The sequence below is a fragment of the Hahella sp. HN01 genome (assembly GCF_018986435.1).
Taxonomy (GTDB): Bacteria; Pseudomonadota; Gammaproteobacteria; order Pseudomonadales; family Oleiphilaceae; genus Hahella.
This window is the reverse complement of record NZ_JAHMIN010000023.1, coordinates 1-17,033: the sequence shown is the minus strand read 5'-3', so window position 1 is coordinate 17,033 and position 17,033 is coordinate 1. Positions and strand designations below refer to the sequence as shown.

Genomic DNA, 17,033 nt, shown 5'->3' with positions numbered 1-17,033 from the left:
GGGAGCTTAATATGAAATCACGCGCAGCAGTCGCATTCGCCGCCGGCCAGCCGCTGGAAATCGTCGAAGTGGACGTTCAGGGCCCAAAAGCCGGGGAAGTGCTGGTCAAGATTGTCGCCACCGGCGTCTGCCATACCGACGCCTATACGCTCTCAGGAGATGATCCCGAAGGACTTTTTCCCGCTATTCTTGGCCATGAAGGCGGCGGTGTGGTGATGGAGGTCGGCGAAGGCGTGACTTCCGTTAAACCGGGCGATCACGTTATTCCTCTTTATATTCCTGAGTGCGGGCAGTGCAAATTCTGCTCATCCGGCAAAACCAATCTCTGTCAGGCGATTCGGGTCACCCAGGGCAAAGGCCTGATGCCGGATGGCACTTCGCGCTTCTCCTATCAGGGCAAGCAGCTCTACCACTACATGGGCACCTCTACTTTTTCCGAGTACACCGTACTGCCGGAAATCGCGCTGGCCAAAATCAATCCCAAGGCGCCTTTGGAGAAAGTCTGTCTGTTGGGCTGTGGCGTCACCACTGGCATTGGCGCGGTGTTGAACACGGCGAAAGTAGAGCCGGGTTCGACCGTTGCGGTATTCGGTCTGGGCGGCATTGGGTTGAGCGTCATTCAAGGCGCAGCAATGGCGAACGCCGGGCGGATCATCGCCGTTGACGTCAACCCGGATAAGTTCGAGATGGCGAAAGCCCTGGGCGCTACGGACTGCGTGAATCCAAAAGAGCTGTCAGCGCCAATTCAGGAAGCCCTGGTTGAAATGACCGACGGCGGCGTGGATTATTCCTTTGAATGCGTCGGCAATGTGCAATTGATGCGCGCGGCGTTGGAGTCCTGTCATAAAGGCTGGGGAACCTCGGTGATCATTGGCGTGGCGGGCGCCGGTCAGGAAATCTCCACCCGGCCTTTCCAATTGGTCACCGGCCGCACCTGGAAAGGCACGGCCTTTGGCGGCGTGAAAGGGCGCAGTCAGTTGCCGGGGTACGTGGATAAATATCTCAGCGGTGAGATCAAAGTGGACCCGATGGTTACCTACAGCCTGACCCTGGATGACATCAATAAAGCCTTTGATTACATGCACGAAGGCAAGAGCATTCGCTCCGTCATTCTCTTTTAAAGCACCGGGAGGAACCCTATGCACCTGATTCAGGAAAATAAATGCCACGGAGGATACTGGCGCCGCTATCAGCACGACTCGGAAACCTGCGGTTGTCCGATGACTTTTTCCGTATTCGTTCCCGCGGCTGCGGAACAAGGAAAGTGCGCCACTTTATTCTGGCTGTCGGGGCTCACCTGCACGGACCAGAACTTCGTGCAGAAGGCGGACGTGGAGTCCGCCGCTGCGGAATATGGCTTTATCGTGGTGGCGCCTGACACCAGTCCTCGCAATGTCGGTCTGGACGGCGAAGATCTTAGCTATGACTTCGGCTCCGGCGCCGGGTTTTATGTAGATGCGACGGAAGCACCCTGGCGCGCTAATTACCGCATGTACTCCTACGTGACGGAAGAGCTGTACTCGCTGGTGGCTGACAACCTGCCCATGGACCCGGAGCGTACGGGCGTATTCGGACACTCCATGGGTGGGCACGGCGCACTGACGATCGCGCTCAAGCAGCCGGAGAAGTTTCGCTCTGTGTCTGCGCTGGCGCCGATTTGCGCGCCCATGTCCTGTCCTTGGGGTAAGAAAGCCCTGGCGGGATATCTGGGAACCAATCAGGAAGACTGGAAAGCCTACGATTCCGTGGCGCTGATCGAATCCGGGTCGAAAGTAAGCGGGATCCTGGTGGACCAGGGGGATAAAGACGAATTCCTGGCGGAACAGTTGAACCCTGAGCTATTGAAGGCCGCCTGTGCGGAGAAGGGCATCCCCCTGACTCTGAACTATCGCGCTGGATATGACCACAGCTACTTTTTCATTAAGACATTCATTCGCGATCATGTGAAACATCATCATAAGATGCTCAATGACGTAAATAGATGAGAATGCATCGTTAACCTGAATAAACTTGGAGATACGTGGGATATGAAAGGAAGTTGTCTGTGCGGCGCCGTGCAATACGAAGTAAAGACCTTTGAAGAAAACGTATCCCACTGCCACTGCTCCAAGTGCCGTAAGTTCCATGGCGCGGCGACGGGAACCTACGGCGTGGTGAGCATGGCGAACTTCACCTGGACAGCAGGTGAAGACCGCATTGCGGTATATCGCTCATCGGAAAAGGCGGAGCGAGGCTTCTGCCCCCAATGCGGCTCCAGTTTATTTTTCCGGTTTCTCAGCAACCCCGATTATATCGACATCGCACTGGGAACCCTGGACGAAGAACCGGACCGCTTGCCGAAAGACCACATCTATACCGCATTCAAGGCGAAATGGTGCGTGATTGGCGATGACTTGCCTCAGTATCCTGGGGCGCGGGTGGCTGCCGATTGATTCAGCCTGGCAGATAAAAAAGCAAGACTTGCTATTCAGCTTGAGACTTTCGATTACATGAAAGTCTCAAGCTATTCTGCATTTCGCTATAAAAGTAAGCGGTATGGAGAATAATGACGATATATCAAATAAAATTGGCGTTTTTATTTTCTATATATTTTCCGTCGTACACTATTTTTAATATTGATAAGTGAAAGTTGGCTGGTTTGACTAATTGTTTCTTTAGTCGTAATCCAAATCTGAGATTGAGTAGCGGTACGAGGTTAGCTCTTCTATTTCTTCTGAGCGAAACCCACTGAATACAATAGATTCTGAAAGCCGCGCTAGCGTGGCGAACGTGTTCACATCATTTTCACTGTTACTATGTATTTCCCACTGATCTTCCTCATAGCGAATAAGCGCGGAGATGTCTGCCAGCTCCAGGCGGTTTTCCAACAGCTCGCTCTTTACTTTGCTCAGAATAGCTTCAAAGTTGGATGGAGACTCTCCAGCGGAGACCATAGGCACGTATACTTCCGCAAAATAAAATTCACAGCCATCAACATCAATGGAGCATCCTGATAAAGGTCTGCTTTTTGTGAATGCTATCCAAACATCCGTCATATTCAATGCGCCAATTTATAGTAATATGAATTTAAAACTCGCCTCGAAAGAGCTTATCTTAGAGTCATTCTTATGAGTCTGCTACGGTTTGACAGAGACCGCTCTGCGATTCTTCATAATATCCATGAAGCATTGTTCATCACCCATTCAGTTCCAACCCACTACACTTAATTAACCAAAGTTAATCGCCCATTCTGCGTTCGCGGTGGACGCCGCTTTGCGCCTCGGCGTATAAATAGGCCTAGTCCCCCTCGACCAGACAGTTGCCCGGAAGTCAGATGTTAAAGAAAGTCCTGCCGTTAGCGGTATTAGCCTTGTTTGTTGGCGTTGCTTATCTCGCCACTGAGTTAAAACCTCAGGCGAAACCTCAGAAAGAGCACCCGCAGCCCGCTATCAGTGTTGAAACCCAAACGCTGCAAACCGAAGTGTTTCCAGTGCGTATTTCCACGTTCGGCATCGTGCAACCGCGTACGCAAAGCGCCATTGTCGCCCAGGTGTCTGGTCAGGTGATCGAGGTGTCGCCAAATCTTCGTGATGGGGGCTTTTTCGCTAAAGGCGAGGTGTTGATGAAAATCGACCCTGTGGACTATCAAGTGCAATTGCGCATTGCTGAAGGCGCCGTAACGGAAGCGAAGTTGGCGTTGGCGGAGGAAGAGGCGCGAGTGCGGCAGGCGAAGAAGGACTGGGAAAAAATCGGCGGCGTCAAAAACGCCTCGGATCTGGCGTTGCGCAAGCCGCAGCTGGCCGCGGCTCAGGCCCGGGTGCAAACGGCGATCGCCCAGCATACGCAGGCGCGCATCAATCTGGAGCGGACCGAAATCAAAGCGCCTTATGCGGGCCGCGTACTGAAGAAACAGGTGGACCTGGGGTCAGTCGTGTCGCCGCAGACCACACTGGCGGAAATCTACGCCACGGATTATGTCGAAGTGCGTTTGCCACTGAACAATACCGATCTGGGATTTATTGACCTGCCCGAGCAGCGTCGGGGAGGTGAGCCGCCAGAAGTGACGATTTTCAATAACCTTGCCGGCTCAAAAGAAAAATGGCGCGGCAAAATCGTGCGCACGGAAGGCGCCATTGACGCGACGACCCAGCAGCTTTATGTGGTCGCTCAGATCGATGACCCTTTCGGGCTTCAGGACACAAATCGATATCCTTTAAAAATAGGTCAGTACGTCAGTGCGGAAATTCAGGGGCGGCGCTTGCCGGAAGCCCTGGTGGTGCCCGTTTCATCCATTTATCAGGGCAGTTACGTGTACATCGCCAAAGGGGAGGTGTTGCACCGACAGAGCATTGAGATCGGCTGGCAGAGCGGGAAGTCCGCGCTGATCAGCGAAGGGCTGCAGGCGGGCGACGAACTGATTCTCACCCCATTGGGACAGGTTAATAGCGGCGTGCGTATCAAACGCGCGCAGAACGAATCGGAAAAGGTGGCGCGCCGCAATGGAGAAAAGCCTGCTGACGCAGCGGCTGGAGACGTGCAGTGATCGCCTGGTTTGCTCGTAATCATGTCGCCGCCAACCTGTTGATGCTGACGATCCTGGCCTTGGGCCTGGGATCATTGAGTCAGCGTCTGCCGTTGGAAGTATTTCCCTCTGTTGAACCCTCCACCATCTCGATTTCCGTCTCGCTTCGCGGCGCCACCCCGGAAGAAGTGGAGGAGGGCGTCAGCGTCAAAATTGAAGAAGCGGTGCAGGACCTGGAGGGCGTTGAGCAAATCGTCAGCCGTTCCTCTGAGGGCAGCGCATCGGTCACGGTCGAAGTGGACAGCGACTACGATCCCCGTGAGCTGCTGGCGGATGTGAAAAGCCGGGTGGACTCCATTAACTCCTTTCCAGGGGATGTGGAAAACCCGGTTATCAGTCTGGCGCAGCATACCCGGGAGGTGATTACCGTCGCTATCGCCGGGCCGTATCCCGAGTCGGAAATTCGCACGCTGGCGGAGCATGTGCGCGATGACATGTTGCGTCTGGACGGCGTCACGCAGGTGGCTCTGGATGGCGTGCGCAACTATGAAATCTCCATTGAAGTGCCCAAAGCGACGCTGCAACGCTACGGCATTACGCTGCAAACCATCGCCCAGGCCATCAGTAAAAGCTCCCTGGACGTGTCGGCGGGCAATATCCAGACCGATGGCGGCGAGGTGTTGATTCGCTCCAAAGGTCAGGCCTACCGTCGCGATGACTTTGAAGATATCGTCGTGCTGACCCAGCGCGACGGCAGTTTCGTGCGCGTCAGAGATCTGGCCGCCGTCGTTGACGGGTTTGAAGAAGGGCGCGTGCTCACCCGTTTCAACGGCCAGCCGGCGGCGTTTGTGGATGTATTCCGGGTGGGAGATCAAAGCGCCATTGGCGTCGCCGACAAGGTTAAAGAGTATATCGAACGTAAGCAGAGCAGCCTGCCAGTTGGAGTAGAACTGACCTATTGGCGCGACTTTTCCAAGCTGGTGAAAAAGCGTCTGCAGACTCTGACGGACAATGCGATTCAGGGCGGTATTCTGGTGTTGCTGCTGTTGACGCTGTTCTTGAGGCCGTCGGTGGCGTTCTGGGTTTTCTGCGGCATTCCTATCTCATTTATGGGCGCGTTCCTGGTGATGCCGTACTTTGGCGTCACCCTTAACATTTTTACCCTGTTCGCTTTTATTCTGGTGCTGGGGATTGTCGTGGACGACGCCATCGTCACCGGCGAAAGCGTTTATACCCACTTGCGGCGTGCGGAAAACGGCTTGCAAGCGGCGATTCAGGGCACCCAGGAAGTGGCGGCGCCAGTTACGTTTGGCGTACTGACCACCATGGCCGCCTTTATGCCCATCGCTTTTATCGAAGGCGTACGCGGTCAGTTATTCGCGCAGATTGTGGTGGTGGTGCTGCCGATTTTCGTGTTCTCGCTGATCGAGTCCAAACTGATATTGCCCGCACACTTGAAGCATGTACGCATCAATCCCGATCCCAACGCCGGATCGCGCCTGGAGCGCTGGCAGCGCGCTTTTGCGGACGGATTTGAAAACGCGATTCTGCGCTATTATCACCCGGTGTTGCACTGGACCCTGCGCAATCGTTATCTGTTTTTGTCGTTCGCAGTGGGCTCTTTTATCCTGCTGAGCACGCTGGTGGCGTCCGGCTGGATCAACTTTGTGTTCTTCCCCAGAGTACAGAGCGAGATCGCCAGGGCGTCGCTGACCATGCCTCAGGGCACGCCTTTTGAGGTGACGGATCGCTATGTCTCCAAAATGGCGGACGCCGCCTTCAAGCTCAAGGAGAAGTATTGCGATCCGCAGACTGGAGAAGACCTGATCCTGGATGTGCTGGCTACCAGCGGCGGCTCCAGCGGTTCCCATGTCGGGCGAGTGATCTTCGAGATTGTGGCCCCGGAGGAGCGCGACACGGCGGTCACCAGCAATGAACTGGTCAATGAGTGGCGTCGCCTGATCGGCGTGGTTCCCGGCGCTGAGTCGTTAACATTCCGCGCAGAGATAGGGCGGGTCTCCGACCCTATCGATATCCAGTTTTCCGGTAATAATTTCGAGACCCTGGAGGCGGTAGGAGAGCAGGTGAAAGCGCGTTTGGCGAGCTATCCCACGATATTCGACATTACCGACAGCCTGTCCGACGGCAAAGAAGAACTGCAGGTGGAACTGAAGCCCGAAGCCTACGCCCTGGGGTTGAACCGGTCAGACGTCATCAATCAGATCCGTCAGGCGTTCTATGGTTATCAGGTGCAGCGTATCCAGCGGGGGCGTGACGACGTGCGCGTCATGGTGCGCTATCCACGCTCCGATCGGCAGTCCGTCAGCGATTTGCAGAGCCTGCGTATCGCCGCCTCTGACGGGCGCTTGATTCCGCTGGGCGAAATCGCTGAACTCAAGCCGGGCCTGAGCCCCACCACGATCTATCGCATAGACCGCTATCGCACCATGAACGTGCGTGCGGATATCGATAAGCAGAACACCAATATGCTGGCCTTGCAGGAAGACATGACCCGTTTCCTCGACGATCTGATGCTGCAACATCCTGACATTCAGTACAGCTGGGAAGGCGAGGCGAAAGAGCAAAGGGAGTCCTTCGGCAGTCTTAAATGGGGGCTGTTGTTCGTGCTGTTTATGATCTACAGCTTGTTGGCGATTCCATTCAAATCCTACGTTCAGCCGTTGATTGTCATGACGGTGATTCCATTCGGCGGCATTGGCGCGGTGCTGGGCCATTGGGTCATGGGGATGGATCTGAGCCTGACCAGTTTGCTGGGTATGCTGGCGCTGATCGGGGTGGTGGTGAACGACAGTCTGGTACTGGTGGATTTCATTAACAAGCACCGCAATGATCGGGAGAACGGCGGTAATCTGATGACCGCCGTGCTGAATGCGGGCGTGGCCCGTTTCCGCCCGGTCATGCTGACGTCATTGACCACTTTTATTGGATTGATGCCGTTGCTGTTCGAGAAGTCCACCCAGGCGCAGTTTTTGATTCCGATGGCGGTGTCACTGGGCTTTGGGATACTGTTCGCCACCTTCCTGACGTTGCTGCTGGTGCCCGTGAACTACGTGGTCATCGAAGATCTGAAGCGGCTGTTCCGTCCCAAACAAGCCCTACGCGAAGACGCCGCCTGAAAACGGCGTCAGTTGCTCAGCCAGTCAGCATCCTGGCCCAGGTAGTTGCGATACAGCTGCCGAATAGACTGGTCCTGATACATGCTCTTGAGTTCGTTTTGCAGTCGCTCCACCAGGGTGGGCGACGTACTCAGGTTGCAGCCCATCGCCCTTAGCGTGGTGAGGAAGACATGCTCCAGCTTGATGGGAAGGTTGCTCTGATTGATGATCACCGCGGCGGAAACGGTATCGCTGGCCCACAGGTTCACCCGTTTGAGCTGCAACTTGCGGATGTTCAGATCGTTACTGGAAGTGAGATCCACATTGAACCCCAGCTTCTCCAGATATTCGCCCACGCCGCTCCCCAGGTAGCTGCCTATCACTAGAGGCTTGGCGTCGTTCAGCGTGCGAATATTGTAATTGTCCGTCTGGTTGGAATAGAAACCGTGCCGGGTGATGAGAATAGGGCTGACCCATTGAAACAAGGCTTCCCGCGCCTGGCTGCGTTCGATCGCCAGCACGCAGTTGTTGGGTTCTGACAAGGCGGTGACGTAAGCGCGCTTCGGCGGCAGAAACAGAATACTGTAGTCCACCTCCGCGCGCTGGAACAGCATGTTGAGAATGTCGATAGCCAGCCCCGCCGGCCGATCATGACGCAGCTCCATAAAAGGCGGCTGCGCATACGCCAGCACTTGAATTTTCTCTCCCTCCGCAAGAGCTGGAACGGAGTGAAGCAGGACCCAGGTTACGCAAGCGGCCAGCAGTCGCGTCATGGGACTAGTTCCAGACTTTGATTGACTCTTCATAGCTTAACGTCTTTCCAGGAGGATGTTCGTTGCGTTCCGGTTTGGGGGCTCCTGGCGCCTTCAGCCAGAATTCGCGGGAGGACTCTGGGTTCAGGCGGGGCGAACAGACGCCGGGCTCTTCCCGTCCCACTGCGTCCAGGCCTCGGTCCATCGCCCGGGCGAGATCCTGCATGACCTCATCCACCGGACGGGCGCCTTCCAGAGCCAGAGAAATATATTTCCACCACAAAGGGGACAACTTGGCGTAATTGGGCACATTGGAGCCGGTCGGCGTCCAGTAATTGCGGGCGTTGGAGCGATAAAACTCCACCAGCCCGCCCAGCATCGGAGCCTTCTCCGACATGACTGACGAGTTGATGTCCGACAGACGAATGGGCGTCAGCCCCACCAGAGTTTTCTTGAGAGAGACGGTTTTGGATACCGTGAACTGGGCGTAAAGCCAGGCCGCCCGACGACGGTCTGCGGGGGTGTTTTTCAGCAGGGTCCAGGAACCTGCGTCCTGATAGCCGGACTTCATGCCTTCCTCCCAGTAAGCGCCGACCGGGGAGGGGGCGATGCGCCATTTGGGTGTGCCGTCGGCGTTGACGATGGGGAGACCGGGTTGCGTGGCCTGGGCGACGAAGGCGGTGTACCAGAAAATCTGCTGCGCGATCTGTCCCGTGCCGACCCAGCCGCCGGCTTCAGTGAATGTCAGGTTCGCCGCCTGAGGCGGTGCGTATTTAAACCAATCGACGAACTTGCGGATAGCGTAGTTCGCCGCCGGACTGTCCAGCGCCCCGCCTCGTTGCACGCTGGCGCCCACCGGGCGGCAGCCATCCACCCGGATGCCCCAATCGTCCACGGGAACGCCGTTGGGAATGCCGCGATCCCCCATGCCCGCCATGGAGAGCCAGGCGTCGGAGATGCGCCAGCCCAGGGAGGGATCGGTTTTGCCGTAATCCATGTGTCCCCAGACCGGATGGCCGTCCAACTCTTTGACATGGACGGTGAAGAATTCCGCAATATCCTCGTAGGCGGACCAGTTGACCGGCACCCCCAACTCATAGCCGTAGAGACGTTTAAAACGCTCACGCAGGTCTTTGCGGTTGAACCAGTCATAGCGATACCAATACAGATTGGCGAATTGCTGGTCGGGTAGCTGATAAACCTTGCCGTCCGGCGCCGTGGTAAAATTGAGGCCGATGAAGTCCTGCAAATTCAGCGTCGGTAGAGTGACGGCGGCCCCGTCCTGCTGGATATAGTCGGAGAGCGCGACGACAGCGCCGCTGCGATAGTGAGCGCCGATCAGATCGGAATCGCTGATGAAGGCGTCGTAAATATTGATGCCTGTTTCGATTTGCGAAAGCAGTTTGCGGACAAGATCGTCCTCCCCTGTGATTTCATGCACGACGCGGATGCCGGTGACGTCTTCGAAAGCTTTGGAGAGAATATTGGCTTCATACCAGTGCGTGTCGATGGTTTCTGACACCACATAAATGGTCATGCCTCGAAAAGGCTCCGCCGCCTGATGAAACCAGGCCAGTTCCGCAGCCTGCTCTTTCCGGCTGAGAGTGGAAACGGAAAACTCGCCGTCCAACCAATAGGAGACGGTTTCCTCCGAGAGCTTGGGCGCTGCGAGGGCGTCGCCGCACAACGCGAGACAGAGCACTCCAGAGGCGAGAATTTTGGGCGCCACGGATGCGCTGCGACACCGTATGTTGGAAAGCACCGGGATTGAACGCTCGCTTGTCATTGGGGGTTATTATTGTCGCTCTAATACAACAATCTAGCCCAATATGCCGCTTTCATCCATGATCTGGATCGGAAAAGCGGTTGAAAGTCGTTAAATTACAGCGGCTAAGCAGGTTACCTTGAGCGGCGCAGCGAGTGGCGCATTTCATTCAGCAGGTGACTGCGCAGCGCGCCGACAAGTCCCAGGTTGAGATCCGGTTGACGGCGGTTGGCCAGATGCAGAATCTGCTGATAATACCAGGCCGCCTGAGCCTGATTGTTGAGCGCCCGTATTAGTTTGGACGGACTTTGCGGTCCCCAATAACCGGCTAGGGCCAGCTCTTTCTCCGTCGGGTGCGTCCGGGCGATGGCGCCGGCGAACAGCTTGCTGGGGAAGTCCGGGTCCGTGCAGAAGGGGCGGGCGACGCCGATCATCTGTGTGGCGCCGGCGGCGATGGCGTCATTCATGMCGGGACGGCTGCGGAAGCCGCCTGTGACCATCAGCGGCGTCGTCACTGCTTTGGCGACCGCTTCCGCGTATTCCAGAAAAAACGCTTCCCGACGCCATGCTCCGGCGGGACGCTTGTCGCTTTCTGTGGCCAGGAACGCAGGGTTCTCGTAAGCGCCGCCCGACAGCTCCAGTAAATCCACGCCGGCCTGTTGCAGCCAGCGCGCGACTTCTACACATTCTTCAATCGCGAAGCCGCCCTGCTGAAAATCAGCGGAGTTCAGTTTCACCGCCACGGGAAAATCGGCGCCGACCTGCGCTCTGACTTCCGCCACGGTCGCCAGCAGAAAGCGGGCGCGATTCTCCAGGCAGCCCCCCCATTCATCTTTGCGTTGGTTGGTCAGGGGCGATAAGAACTGGCTGCCCAGGTAACCATGGGCGCTGTGTATCTGCACGCCGGTGAAGCCCGCCTCTCGCGCCAGGGCGGCGCTGACGCCGAAGCGCCGAACGATTGCTTTGATCTCGCTGCCCGGCAGGGCGCGGGGCATGGCGAAATTACCCGCCATGCGCAATTGCACGGCGGAGGGCGCGACGGGCTTGCTATTGCTGAATCGGGAGCATTGTCGTCCCGGATGATTGAGCTGCATCCACAGATGAATATCGCACTCGGTGACCACCTCCGCCCACAGACGAAAGCGGTAGAGGGAGGAGGCATTCTCCAGCACCACGTTGCCGCTGCGCTCCAGGTAGCGGCGATCCACCATGACATTACCGGTGATCAGGAGTCCGGCTCCGCCTTCCGCCCAACGTTGGTAAAGCTGGTTATGCTGCAGCGTCGGGAGATCATCGCCGTCCGCCAGTCCCTCGGTCATCGCTGATTTGGCGATACGGTTGGGAATCACGGCTCCGCAGGGCAAGGTCAGCGGCGAAGCAATATTCGCGGCGACGGCGGGCGTGGGCGTTGAAGCAATGGCGAGGGACATGAATGGCTCCTGACAACCTGATCTGAAATTGAAACGCCGCTCTGGTTATGCAGCGATGCATCGGCGGCATGAAGTTTATAACCGCAAATGCGTTCAGGCGCCAGTATCCGGCGGCGCGGTGGAGACTATCCTGCGTCGTTGTTGCCGGCGCCTTCCGGCGTCTCGTTGCTGTTGACCGGGCGTCGGTTAGAGCGTTTGTCGTCCCAGCTGAGATTTTTCGGATCATACCAGCCGATGCTGTGCAGCACGGCCTGACGGGTATGCTCGGAAAGGGTGTCCCAAAGCGCCTGAAAATTTTCCAGACCGCGTTCGCGGCGAACGGCGACTTTGCTGTTTAATTCGGAGGTGATGGTGGGAAGACGCAGCGCGTCGCCCAATTGCCCGGGCCTGACGATCACCTGGCCCCACACTTTTTTCTTGTGGGTGCGCGCAGCCAGCACCTGTTTGAGTGCGTCGGCGGCGAGGCGGGCGCTGATAATATCGAAGTCTTCGCTGAGCATAACAATCGTGTTGGCGATCAATAAAAGATCGCAGTATCACAAAACGTATAATTTTAGCACGCTTCCTCAGGGATTGCGTCAGTGGGTGAGCATCTATAAATTGTCATATTTCAGTCATATGACACTGTTAGGTTGACGTGGTTTGCTGACCTGAATCGGCGACGGGGTCTTTTGTCCCGCGCTTTACTGGGAAATAAGGAAAGATCATGAAGAAAGTATTTAAGAGAGCATCCCTGACGTTATTAATCGGCGCTTTGGCAAGTAGTGTCGCCAATGCTGAAGCTTTACGATTGCTGACCTGGGGCGGTTATGCTCCGGATGAAGTGGTGGCGCAGTTCGAGAAGGAAACCGGCATCGACGTGGAAGTCACCAAATCCAACAATGAAGATATGATCTCCAAACTGCGCGCCACCGGCGGCTCCGGATTCGATCTGGCGCAGCCGAGCCAGGATCGCGTCACCAGCGCCCAAGCGGACTTCAACATCTACAAACCCATCGACCTGTCTAAAATCGACGCTGACAAATTCATTCCCTCCATGCTGGAAGCGACCCGCAAGAACACGCAGCTGGACGGCAAAGTGTACGGCGTTCCTCACGTCTGGGGCACCAGCGGTCTGATCGTCAACCGTAAAAGCGCGCCTGCGGTGGCGGACTACACCGACCTCTGCGCCGCCGGCCTGAACGGCGACGTGTCCTACCGCCTGAAGCGTCCAACGCTGATCGGATTCGCCTTCGCGATGGGCGAGGACCCGTTCTCCGCCTACAACGACAAAAACAAATATCAGGCCATTCTGAATAAAGTCGAAGAAAAGCTGATTTCCTGCAAAGGCGCGGTGAAAACCTACTGGAGCGGCGGCGACGACCTGCTCAACTTGATTCGCTCCGGCGAAGTCAAAGCGGCCATGGCCTGGGATTCCGGCGGCTGGAAACTGAACAGCGAAATACCGGACGTCACTTTCGTAGCGCCGAAATCCGGAGCGTTGGGCTGGATCGACACCTTTGCGCTGCCGCGTAAAACCAAAGCGGAAGACGCCGCCTATAAGTGGATCAATTTCGTGATGCGTCCGGAAATCGCGGCGAAAATCACCGAATCCGCCGGCAACTTCACGGCATCCAAAGGCAGCGACGAATATGTCAACGCCACCCTCAAAAAGCAGTTCCAGGAAAGCTTTTCTGCGCAAGCCGTGGATAACATCAAATGGTATCCACCGGTTCCTCCCGGGTTGGAAGAGATGGAAGGCAAAGTTCTGGATCGGGTGAAAGCCGCCAGACTGTAACTTCCGTTACTCTGTCGTCATAACAAAACTCCCGCCACGATGCGTTTGTATCGTGGCGGGTTGCTTTTTTTCTGGCGAGGTCGACAAAGGCGAGCCCGGTTGATGACATGGTCGTTGGGCGCGCCCGCTGTCGCCATGCGCCGACCAACTTCAGTGTGTAAGTACGCCTATGTCCGATCCAGTCACGACTTCCTTCGACCTTGAGTGTCGCAACGTCCGCAAGAATTTCGCCGCTTTTACCGCAGTGAACGACGTCTCCTTCCAAATACCTCAAGGCAGTTTTTTTTCCATCCTCGGCCCTTCCGGGTGCGGCAAGACCACTTTGTTGCGCATGTTGGCGGGTTTTCAGCAGCCTGATGCGGGGGATATCCTCATCAAGGGGCGCTCGGTGTTGGATACGCCGCCGAACAAGCGACCGGTGAATATGGTGTTTCAGCATCTGGCGCTGTTCCCCAATATGACGGTGGCGGAAAACGTGGCTTATGGTTTACGGCGAAGAAAAGCGCCGCGTCATGAGATTGAGACGGCGGTGAAGGATATGCTGGCGCGGGTTGGATTGCCGGATTCCGGCGGCAAGCGTATTGACCAGTTGTCCGGCGGACAAAAACAGCGTATCGCCATCGCCCGCTGCCTGGTGCTGAGACCGGATGTTTTGCTGCTGGATGAACCGCTGGGCGCGCTCGACCTGAAATTGCGCGAACAGATGAAAGTAGAGCTGAAACACCTGCAGGAAAAATTCGGCACCACCTTTGTCTATATCACCCATGACCAATCCGAAGCACTGGTGATGTCCGACCATATTGCGGTGATGAACAAAGGGCGTTTTGAGCAAGTCGGCACGCCGCAGGAACTGTATTACCAGCCTGATACGGCCTTTGTCGCCAGCTTTGTCGGCGATAGCAACTGCTGGCGCGGAACCTTGGTCAGTCGTGACTCAGAAGGCGCGGCGATTCGCACGGCGAGCGGGCTGCAGTTTCGTGTGGAGGGCGCGCTGGAGAATCTGCAGCAGGGACAGGAGGCGCAAGTCTACTTACGGCCTGAGGCGGTGAAAATTGAGTTGGCCTCTGCATCGTCTCACGGCGATGCGGGAGCTGGCCGCGGAGGCGAAAACTGCTTCAGCGGCGTGGTGGACGCAGTGTTGTTCGATGGCGCCCGCAGTCAGGTGCAGGTGAGCCTGGATCACAGCAGCGAGTCCATTTCCGTGGCGCTGCCGCAAACGCCAATGTTCCACAATATTGGCAAAGGGCAGCGAGTGCTGTTGTCCTGGGCGGCTGGCCAATGTAGCTGTTTTCCAGTGTAGGGGGCGCCATGAAACCCCAACACTTCAAATTCGGACTGGCGTTGCTGCTGACGCCGATTCTGTTGTGGCTGACGCTGCTGATTGCGCTGCCTCATGTGGACATGGCGATGATCTCTCTGCGTGAACGCGTGTCCGCCGGGACCTATGCGTTCAGCTGGAGTAATTACACCGCCTTTTTTACGGAGCCCCTGTATTGGCGCACCTTCATGCGTACGGCGGTGATGTCGATTATGGCGACCGCTTTGACCCTGCTGATCGCATTTCCGATTTCCTTTTACATCGCCAAGGTGGCGCGAGGCAGACTGCGGCCATTGCTGTTTCTGTTGTGTCTGGTTCCGTTCTGGGTCAGCGAACTGGTGCGAACCTACGGTTGGATGATCCTGTTGCGGGAAACCGGCGTGCTCAGTTCCCTGCTGCAATGGCTGGGCTGGGTGGACGGCCCGGTGGAGATGCTTTATCAGGACGCCACCATCATGGTCGGGCTGGTGTATACCTCCATGCTGTTTATGGTAGTGCCGCTGGTGTCGACGCTGGACAGCCTCGACGACAGTCTGATTGAGGCCGCCTATGACCTGGGCGCCAGTCATTGGCGGGTCATGCGCGATGTGGTGATTCCCCATGCGGCGCCGGGAATCGTCAGCGGCTGTATCGTGGTGTTCATGCTCACCCTGGGCAATTACCTGACGCCAACCCTGCTGGGCGGTAAAGACAGCCTTTGGTTCACCGAACAGATCTACACCCAGTTCATTACTCGATTTAACTGGGAGCAGGGTTCCGCTTTCGGAATATTGCTGCTGATCCTGTCTTCGTTGATAGTCTGGATTGGGTTGCGTCTGTCGCGGCAGTCCTTCACCAAAGTGATGAGCTAAGGAGCCTTTTTATGCTGGCCTCAATTCCGTCCAGTCGCTATTTTCGCGGCGCTTATCACGCCTATGTGGCGGCGTTCTTTGTTTATCTGGCTGCCCCGCTGACGGTGGTGGCGGTGTTTGCGTTCAATGATTCCCTGTTTCCGGCGATGCCCTGGAAAGGCGCGACGCTGGGCTGGTTTCTGGGAGAAAAATCGCCCCAGCTCGGTATTTTTCACGATACTGAGCTGTTGGAAAGCATCCTGGTAAGTTTGCAGGTGGCGGTGTGCACCACTGTCGTCAGCCTGGCGCTGGCCACCTGTAACGCATTCCTGTTTGAGCGACATGACTTTCCCGGTAAAAATCTGCTGTATGTGTTGATGCTGACGCCACTGGTGATTCCTGGAGTGATTTTGGGGGTGTCGGTGCTGGTGTTCAGCAGCAGTATCGCCAACTGGGTGGAGGAAACCTTTTCCTATGACCTGGAAGCGCTCCGTCCGGGGCTGGTTCTGGTGGTGATCGGGCAGTTTGCGTTCATCACGACAATCGCGACTCTGGTGATCTCCGCGCGCCTACGCAAGTTCGACGTCAGTCTGGAAGAGGCGGCGCTGAATCTGGGGGCGTCCCATTTTGACGTGCTGCGCACCATTACGCTGCCGTTCCTGAAACCAGCGCTGGTCGGCGCCGGCATCGTCAGCTTTCTGATGTCCTTCGAAAACTTCAACACCACTCTGATGCTGGTGGGATCGGACGCGCCTCTGACCATCGCCATGTTCGACCGCCTGCGGGAAGGTTCAACGCCGGTGTTGAACGCGGTGTCTCTGTTATTGATGGCGGGCTCCGGCGGACTGGCGGCGTTGTCGATCTTCGTGCGGCGTAAGGACGAGTGAGCAAAGTGTCTAGTCCTGAAATAGGCTGACACCTATTTCGTCTCAAACGCCCGATGCACTGCGTCGGGCGTTTTGTATTTCAGGGCCAGATGAGGCCGCTCTCGGTTATAAATATCCACGGATTCATCAACCATCGTTCGAGCCTGCCCTAGATTCCCTGGCCGCATCAGCAGGAACTCCGTTTTCAAGATCCCGTTCACCCGTTCCGCCAACGCATTCTGATAGCAGTCATACCCGTCGGTCATCGAACATTGAATGCCGTGTTGACGGTGCAGTTTCTGGTAGCTGTCGCAACAGTATTGGACACCTCGGTCGGAGTGGTGGATCAATGGCTGCCGCCCCGGCCGTTCACGCAGAGCCTTGCGCAAGGCCTGTTCCACATCCTCGCTACGCAAGCTTTCATGTACATGATGACCCACGATCTTACGGGAGTAAGCATCGGTCACCAGACTCACGTAGCTCATGCCGGAGCGTGTCGGCAGATAGGTGATATCCGCCACCCAGATCTGGTTAGGCCGGCAGGCCACGACTTGCTCCGGGCCCGGCTTGAGCAGGTTTGGGTGACGTCGGAAGCGGTGATGACTGTGCGTGGTCTTGTGGTAAGCCCGGCGTCGGGGAACCAACAGGCGCCGGCTACGCAGCACCTGAAGCAGTTGA

15 protein-coding genes are annotated in these 17,033 nt (G+C 56.6%); 9 read left to right on the top strand and 6 right to left on the bottom strand.

What is annotated here, in order from left to right; genetic code table 11:
• Window positions 1–11 precede the first annotated feature (11 nt).
• Genes KP814_RS20560 through KP814_RS20550 form a run of 3 tightly spaced genes read left to right on the top strand, consistent with a single transcriptional unit; the run spans window position 12 to window position 2,432 of the window.
• Complete coding sequence (locus KP814_RS20560; RefSeq protein ID WP_216738534.1) at window positions 12–1,121, top strand: S-(hydroxymethyl)glutathione dehydrogenase/class III alcohol dehydrogenase; 1,110 nt, start codon at window positions 12–14, stop codon at window positions 1,119–1,121.
• Between the two features lie 18 nt (window positions 1,122–1,139).
• On the top strand, window positions 1,140–1,985 hold the full coding sequence (fghA, locus tag KP814_RS20555; RefSeq protein ID WP_216738533.1) for an S-formylglutathione hydrolase: 846 nt from the start codon (window positions 1,140–1,142) through the stop codon (window positions 1,983–1,985).
• Between the two features lie 42 nt (window positions 1,986–2,027).
• A complete protein-coding gene (locus KP814_RS20550) occupies window positions 2,028–2,432 on the top strand; it encodes a GFA family protein (protein WP_216738532.1) in 405 nt (134 codons plus the stop codon).
• 222 nt (window positions 2,433–2,654) lie between these two features.
• Here KP814_RS20550 and KP814_RS20545 read toward each other — a convergent pair whose 3' ends face one another.
• On the bottom strand, window positions 2,655–3,035 hold the full coding sequence (locus KP814_RS20545; RefSeq protein ID WP_216738531.1) for a hypothetical protein: 381 nt from the start codon (window positions 3,033–3,035) through the stop codon (window positions 2,655–2,657).
• A 278-nt stretch (window positions 3,036–3,313) separates the two neighbouring features.
• Between KP814_RS20545 and KP814_RS20540 the strand changes: the two genes are divergently transcribed.
• Both KP814_RS20540 and KP814_RS20535 read left to right on the top strand, forming a co-directional pair.
• On the top strand, window positions 3,314–4,522 hold the full coding sequence (locus tag KP814_RS20540) for an efflux RND transporter periplasmic adaptor subunit (RefSeq protein ID WP_216738530.1): 1,209 nt from the start codon (window positions 3,314–3,316) through the stop codon (window positions 4,520–4,522).
• Complete coding sequence (locus KP814_RS20535; RefSeq protein WP_216738529.1) at window positions 4,519–7,638, top strand: efflux RND transporter permease subunit; 3,120 nt, start codon at window positions 4,519–4,521, stop codon at window positions 7,636–7,638. Before KP814_RS20540 ends, KP814_RS20535 begins: the two co-directional genes overlap by 4 nt.
• Window positions 7,639–7,646: 8 nt before the next feature.
• On the opposite strand, the gene KP814_RS20530 is transcribed toward KP814_RS20535, so the two are convergent.
• The 4 genes from KP814_RS20530 to KP814_RS20515 all read right to left on the bottom strand — a co-directional run bounded on the left by KP814_RS20530 (window position 7,647) and on the right by KP814_RS20515 (window position 12,064).
• Window positions 7,647–8,390, bottom strand: a complete 744-nt coding sequence (locus KP814_RS20530; RefSeq protein WP_216738528.1) for an ABC transporter substrate-binding protein — start codon at window positions 8,388–8,390, stop codon at window positions 7,647–7,649.
• A gap of 4 nt (window positions 8,391–8,394) precedes the next feature.
• Window positions 8,395–10,155 carry an ABC transporter substrate-binding protein gene (locus KP814_RS20525; protein ID WP_216738527.1) on the bottom strand — a complete coding sequence of 587 codons (1,761 nt, stop codon included), beginning with the start codon at window positions 10,153–10,155 and terminating at the stop codon, window positions 8,395–8,397.
• Window positions 10,156–10,268: 113 nt separating this feature from the next.
• The gene (locus KP814_RS20520) at window positions 10,269–11,564 is read right to left on the bottom strand and encodes an NADH:flavin oxidoreductase/NADH oxidase family protein (protein WP_216738526.1); all 1,296 of its coding nucleotides are present in this window, start codon (window positions 11,562–11,564) and stop codon (window positions 10,269–10,271) included.
• 125 nt (window positions 11,565–11,689) lie between these two features.
• On the bottom strand, window positions 11,690–12,064 hold the full coding sequence (locus tag KP814_RS20515) for a hypothetical protein (protein WP_206617951.1): 375 nt from the start codon (window positions 12,062–12,064) through the stop codon (window positions 11,690–11,692).
• Window positions 12,065–12,270: 206 nt separating this feature from the next.
• Here KP814_RS20515 and KP814_RS20510 point away from each other — a divergent pair, with 206 nt between their 5' ends.
• The 4 genes from KP814_RS20510 (at window position 12,271) to KP814_RS20495 (ending at window position 16,376) form a co-directional block, all read left to right on the top strand.
• Window positions 12,271–13,341 carry an extracellular solute-binding protein gene (locus KP814_RS20510; protein ID WP_216738525.1) on the top strand — a complete coding sequence of 357 codons (1,071 nt, stop codon included), beginning with the start codon at window positions 12,271–12,273 and terminating at the stop codon, window positions 13,339–13,341.
• 169 nt (window positions 13,342–13,510) lie between these two features.
• The gene (locus tag KP814_RS20505) at window positions 13,511–14,641 is read left to right on the top strand and encodes an ABC transporter ATP-binding protein (protein WP_216738524.1); all 1,131 of its coding nucleotides are present in this window, start codon (window positions 13,511–13,513) and stop codon (window positions 14,639–14,641) included.
• Window positions 14,642–14,649: 8 nt separating this feature from the next.
• Complete coding sequence (locus KP814_RS20500) at window positions 14,650–15,510, top strand: ABC transporter permease (protein WP_216738523.1); 861 nt, start codon at window positions 14,650–14,652, stop codon at window positions 15,508–15,510.
• Window positions 15,511–15,521: 11 nt separating this feature from the next.
• Window positions 15,522–16,376: an ABC transporter permease gene (locus KP814_RS20495; protein ID WP_216738522.1), complete on the top strand. Its 855-nt coding sequence runs from the start codon at window positions 15,522–15,524 to the stop codon at window positions 16,374–16,376.
• A 32-nt stretch (window positions 16,377–16,408) separates the two neighbouring features.
• Here the strand turns inward: KP814_RS20495 and KP814_RS20490 are convergent.
• On the bottom strand, window positions 16,409–17,033 hold a 625-nt coding region (locus KP814_RS20490; protein ID WP_216738521.1), incomplete at its 5' end, for an IS3 family transposase.

Coding starts and splice junctions, on each gene's coding strand:
- KP814_RS20560 (WP_216738534.1), top strand. CDS start 12: ATGAAATCACGCGCAGCAGTCGCATTCGCCGCCGGCCAGCCGCTGGAA.
- fghA (WP_216738533.1), top strand. CDS start 1,140: ATGCACCTGATTCAGGAAAATAAATGCCACGGAGGATACTGGCGCCGC.
- KP814_RS20550 (WP_216738532.1), top strand. CDS start 2,028: ATGAAAGGAAGTTGTCTGTGCGGCGCCGTGCAATACGAAGTAAAGACC.
- KP814_RS20545 (WP_216738531.1), bottom strand. CDS start 3,035: ATGACGGATGTTTGGATAGCATTCACAAAAAGCAGACCTTTATCAGGA.
- KP814_RS20540 (WP_216738530.1), top strand. CDS start 3,314: ATGTTAAAGAAAGTCCTGCCGTTAGCGGTATTAGCCTTGTTTGTTGGC.
- KP814_RS20530 (WP_216738528.1), bottom strand. CDS start 8,390: ATGACGCGACTGCTGGCCGCTTGCGTAACCTGGGTCCTGCTTCACTCC.
- KP814_RS20525 (WP_216738527.1), bottom strand. CDS start 10,155: ATGACAAGCGAGCGTTCAATCCCGGTGCTTTCCAACATACGGTGTCGC.
- KP814_RS20515 (WP_206617951.1), bottom strand. CDS start 12,064: ATGCTCAGCGAAGACTTCGATATTATCAGCGCCCGCCTCGCCGCCGAC.
- KP814_RS20510 (WP_216738525.1), top strand. CDS start 12,271: ATGAAGAAAGTATTTAAGAGAGCATCCCTGACGTTATTAATCGGCGCT.
- KP814_RS20505 (WP_216738524.1), top strand. CDS start 13,511: ATGTCCGATCCAGTCACGACTTCCTTCGACCTTGAGTGTCGCAACGTC.
- KP814_RS20500 (WP_216738523.1), top strand. CDS start 14,650: ATGAAACCCCAACACTTCAAATTCGGACTGGCGTTGCTGCTGACGCCG.
- KP814_RS20495 (WP_216738522.1), top strand. CDS start 15,522: ATGCTGGCCTCAATTCCGTCCAGTCGCTATTTTCGCGGCGCTTATCAC.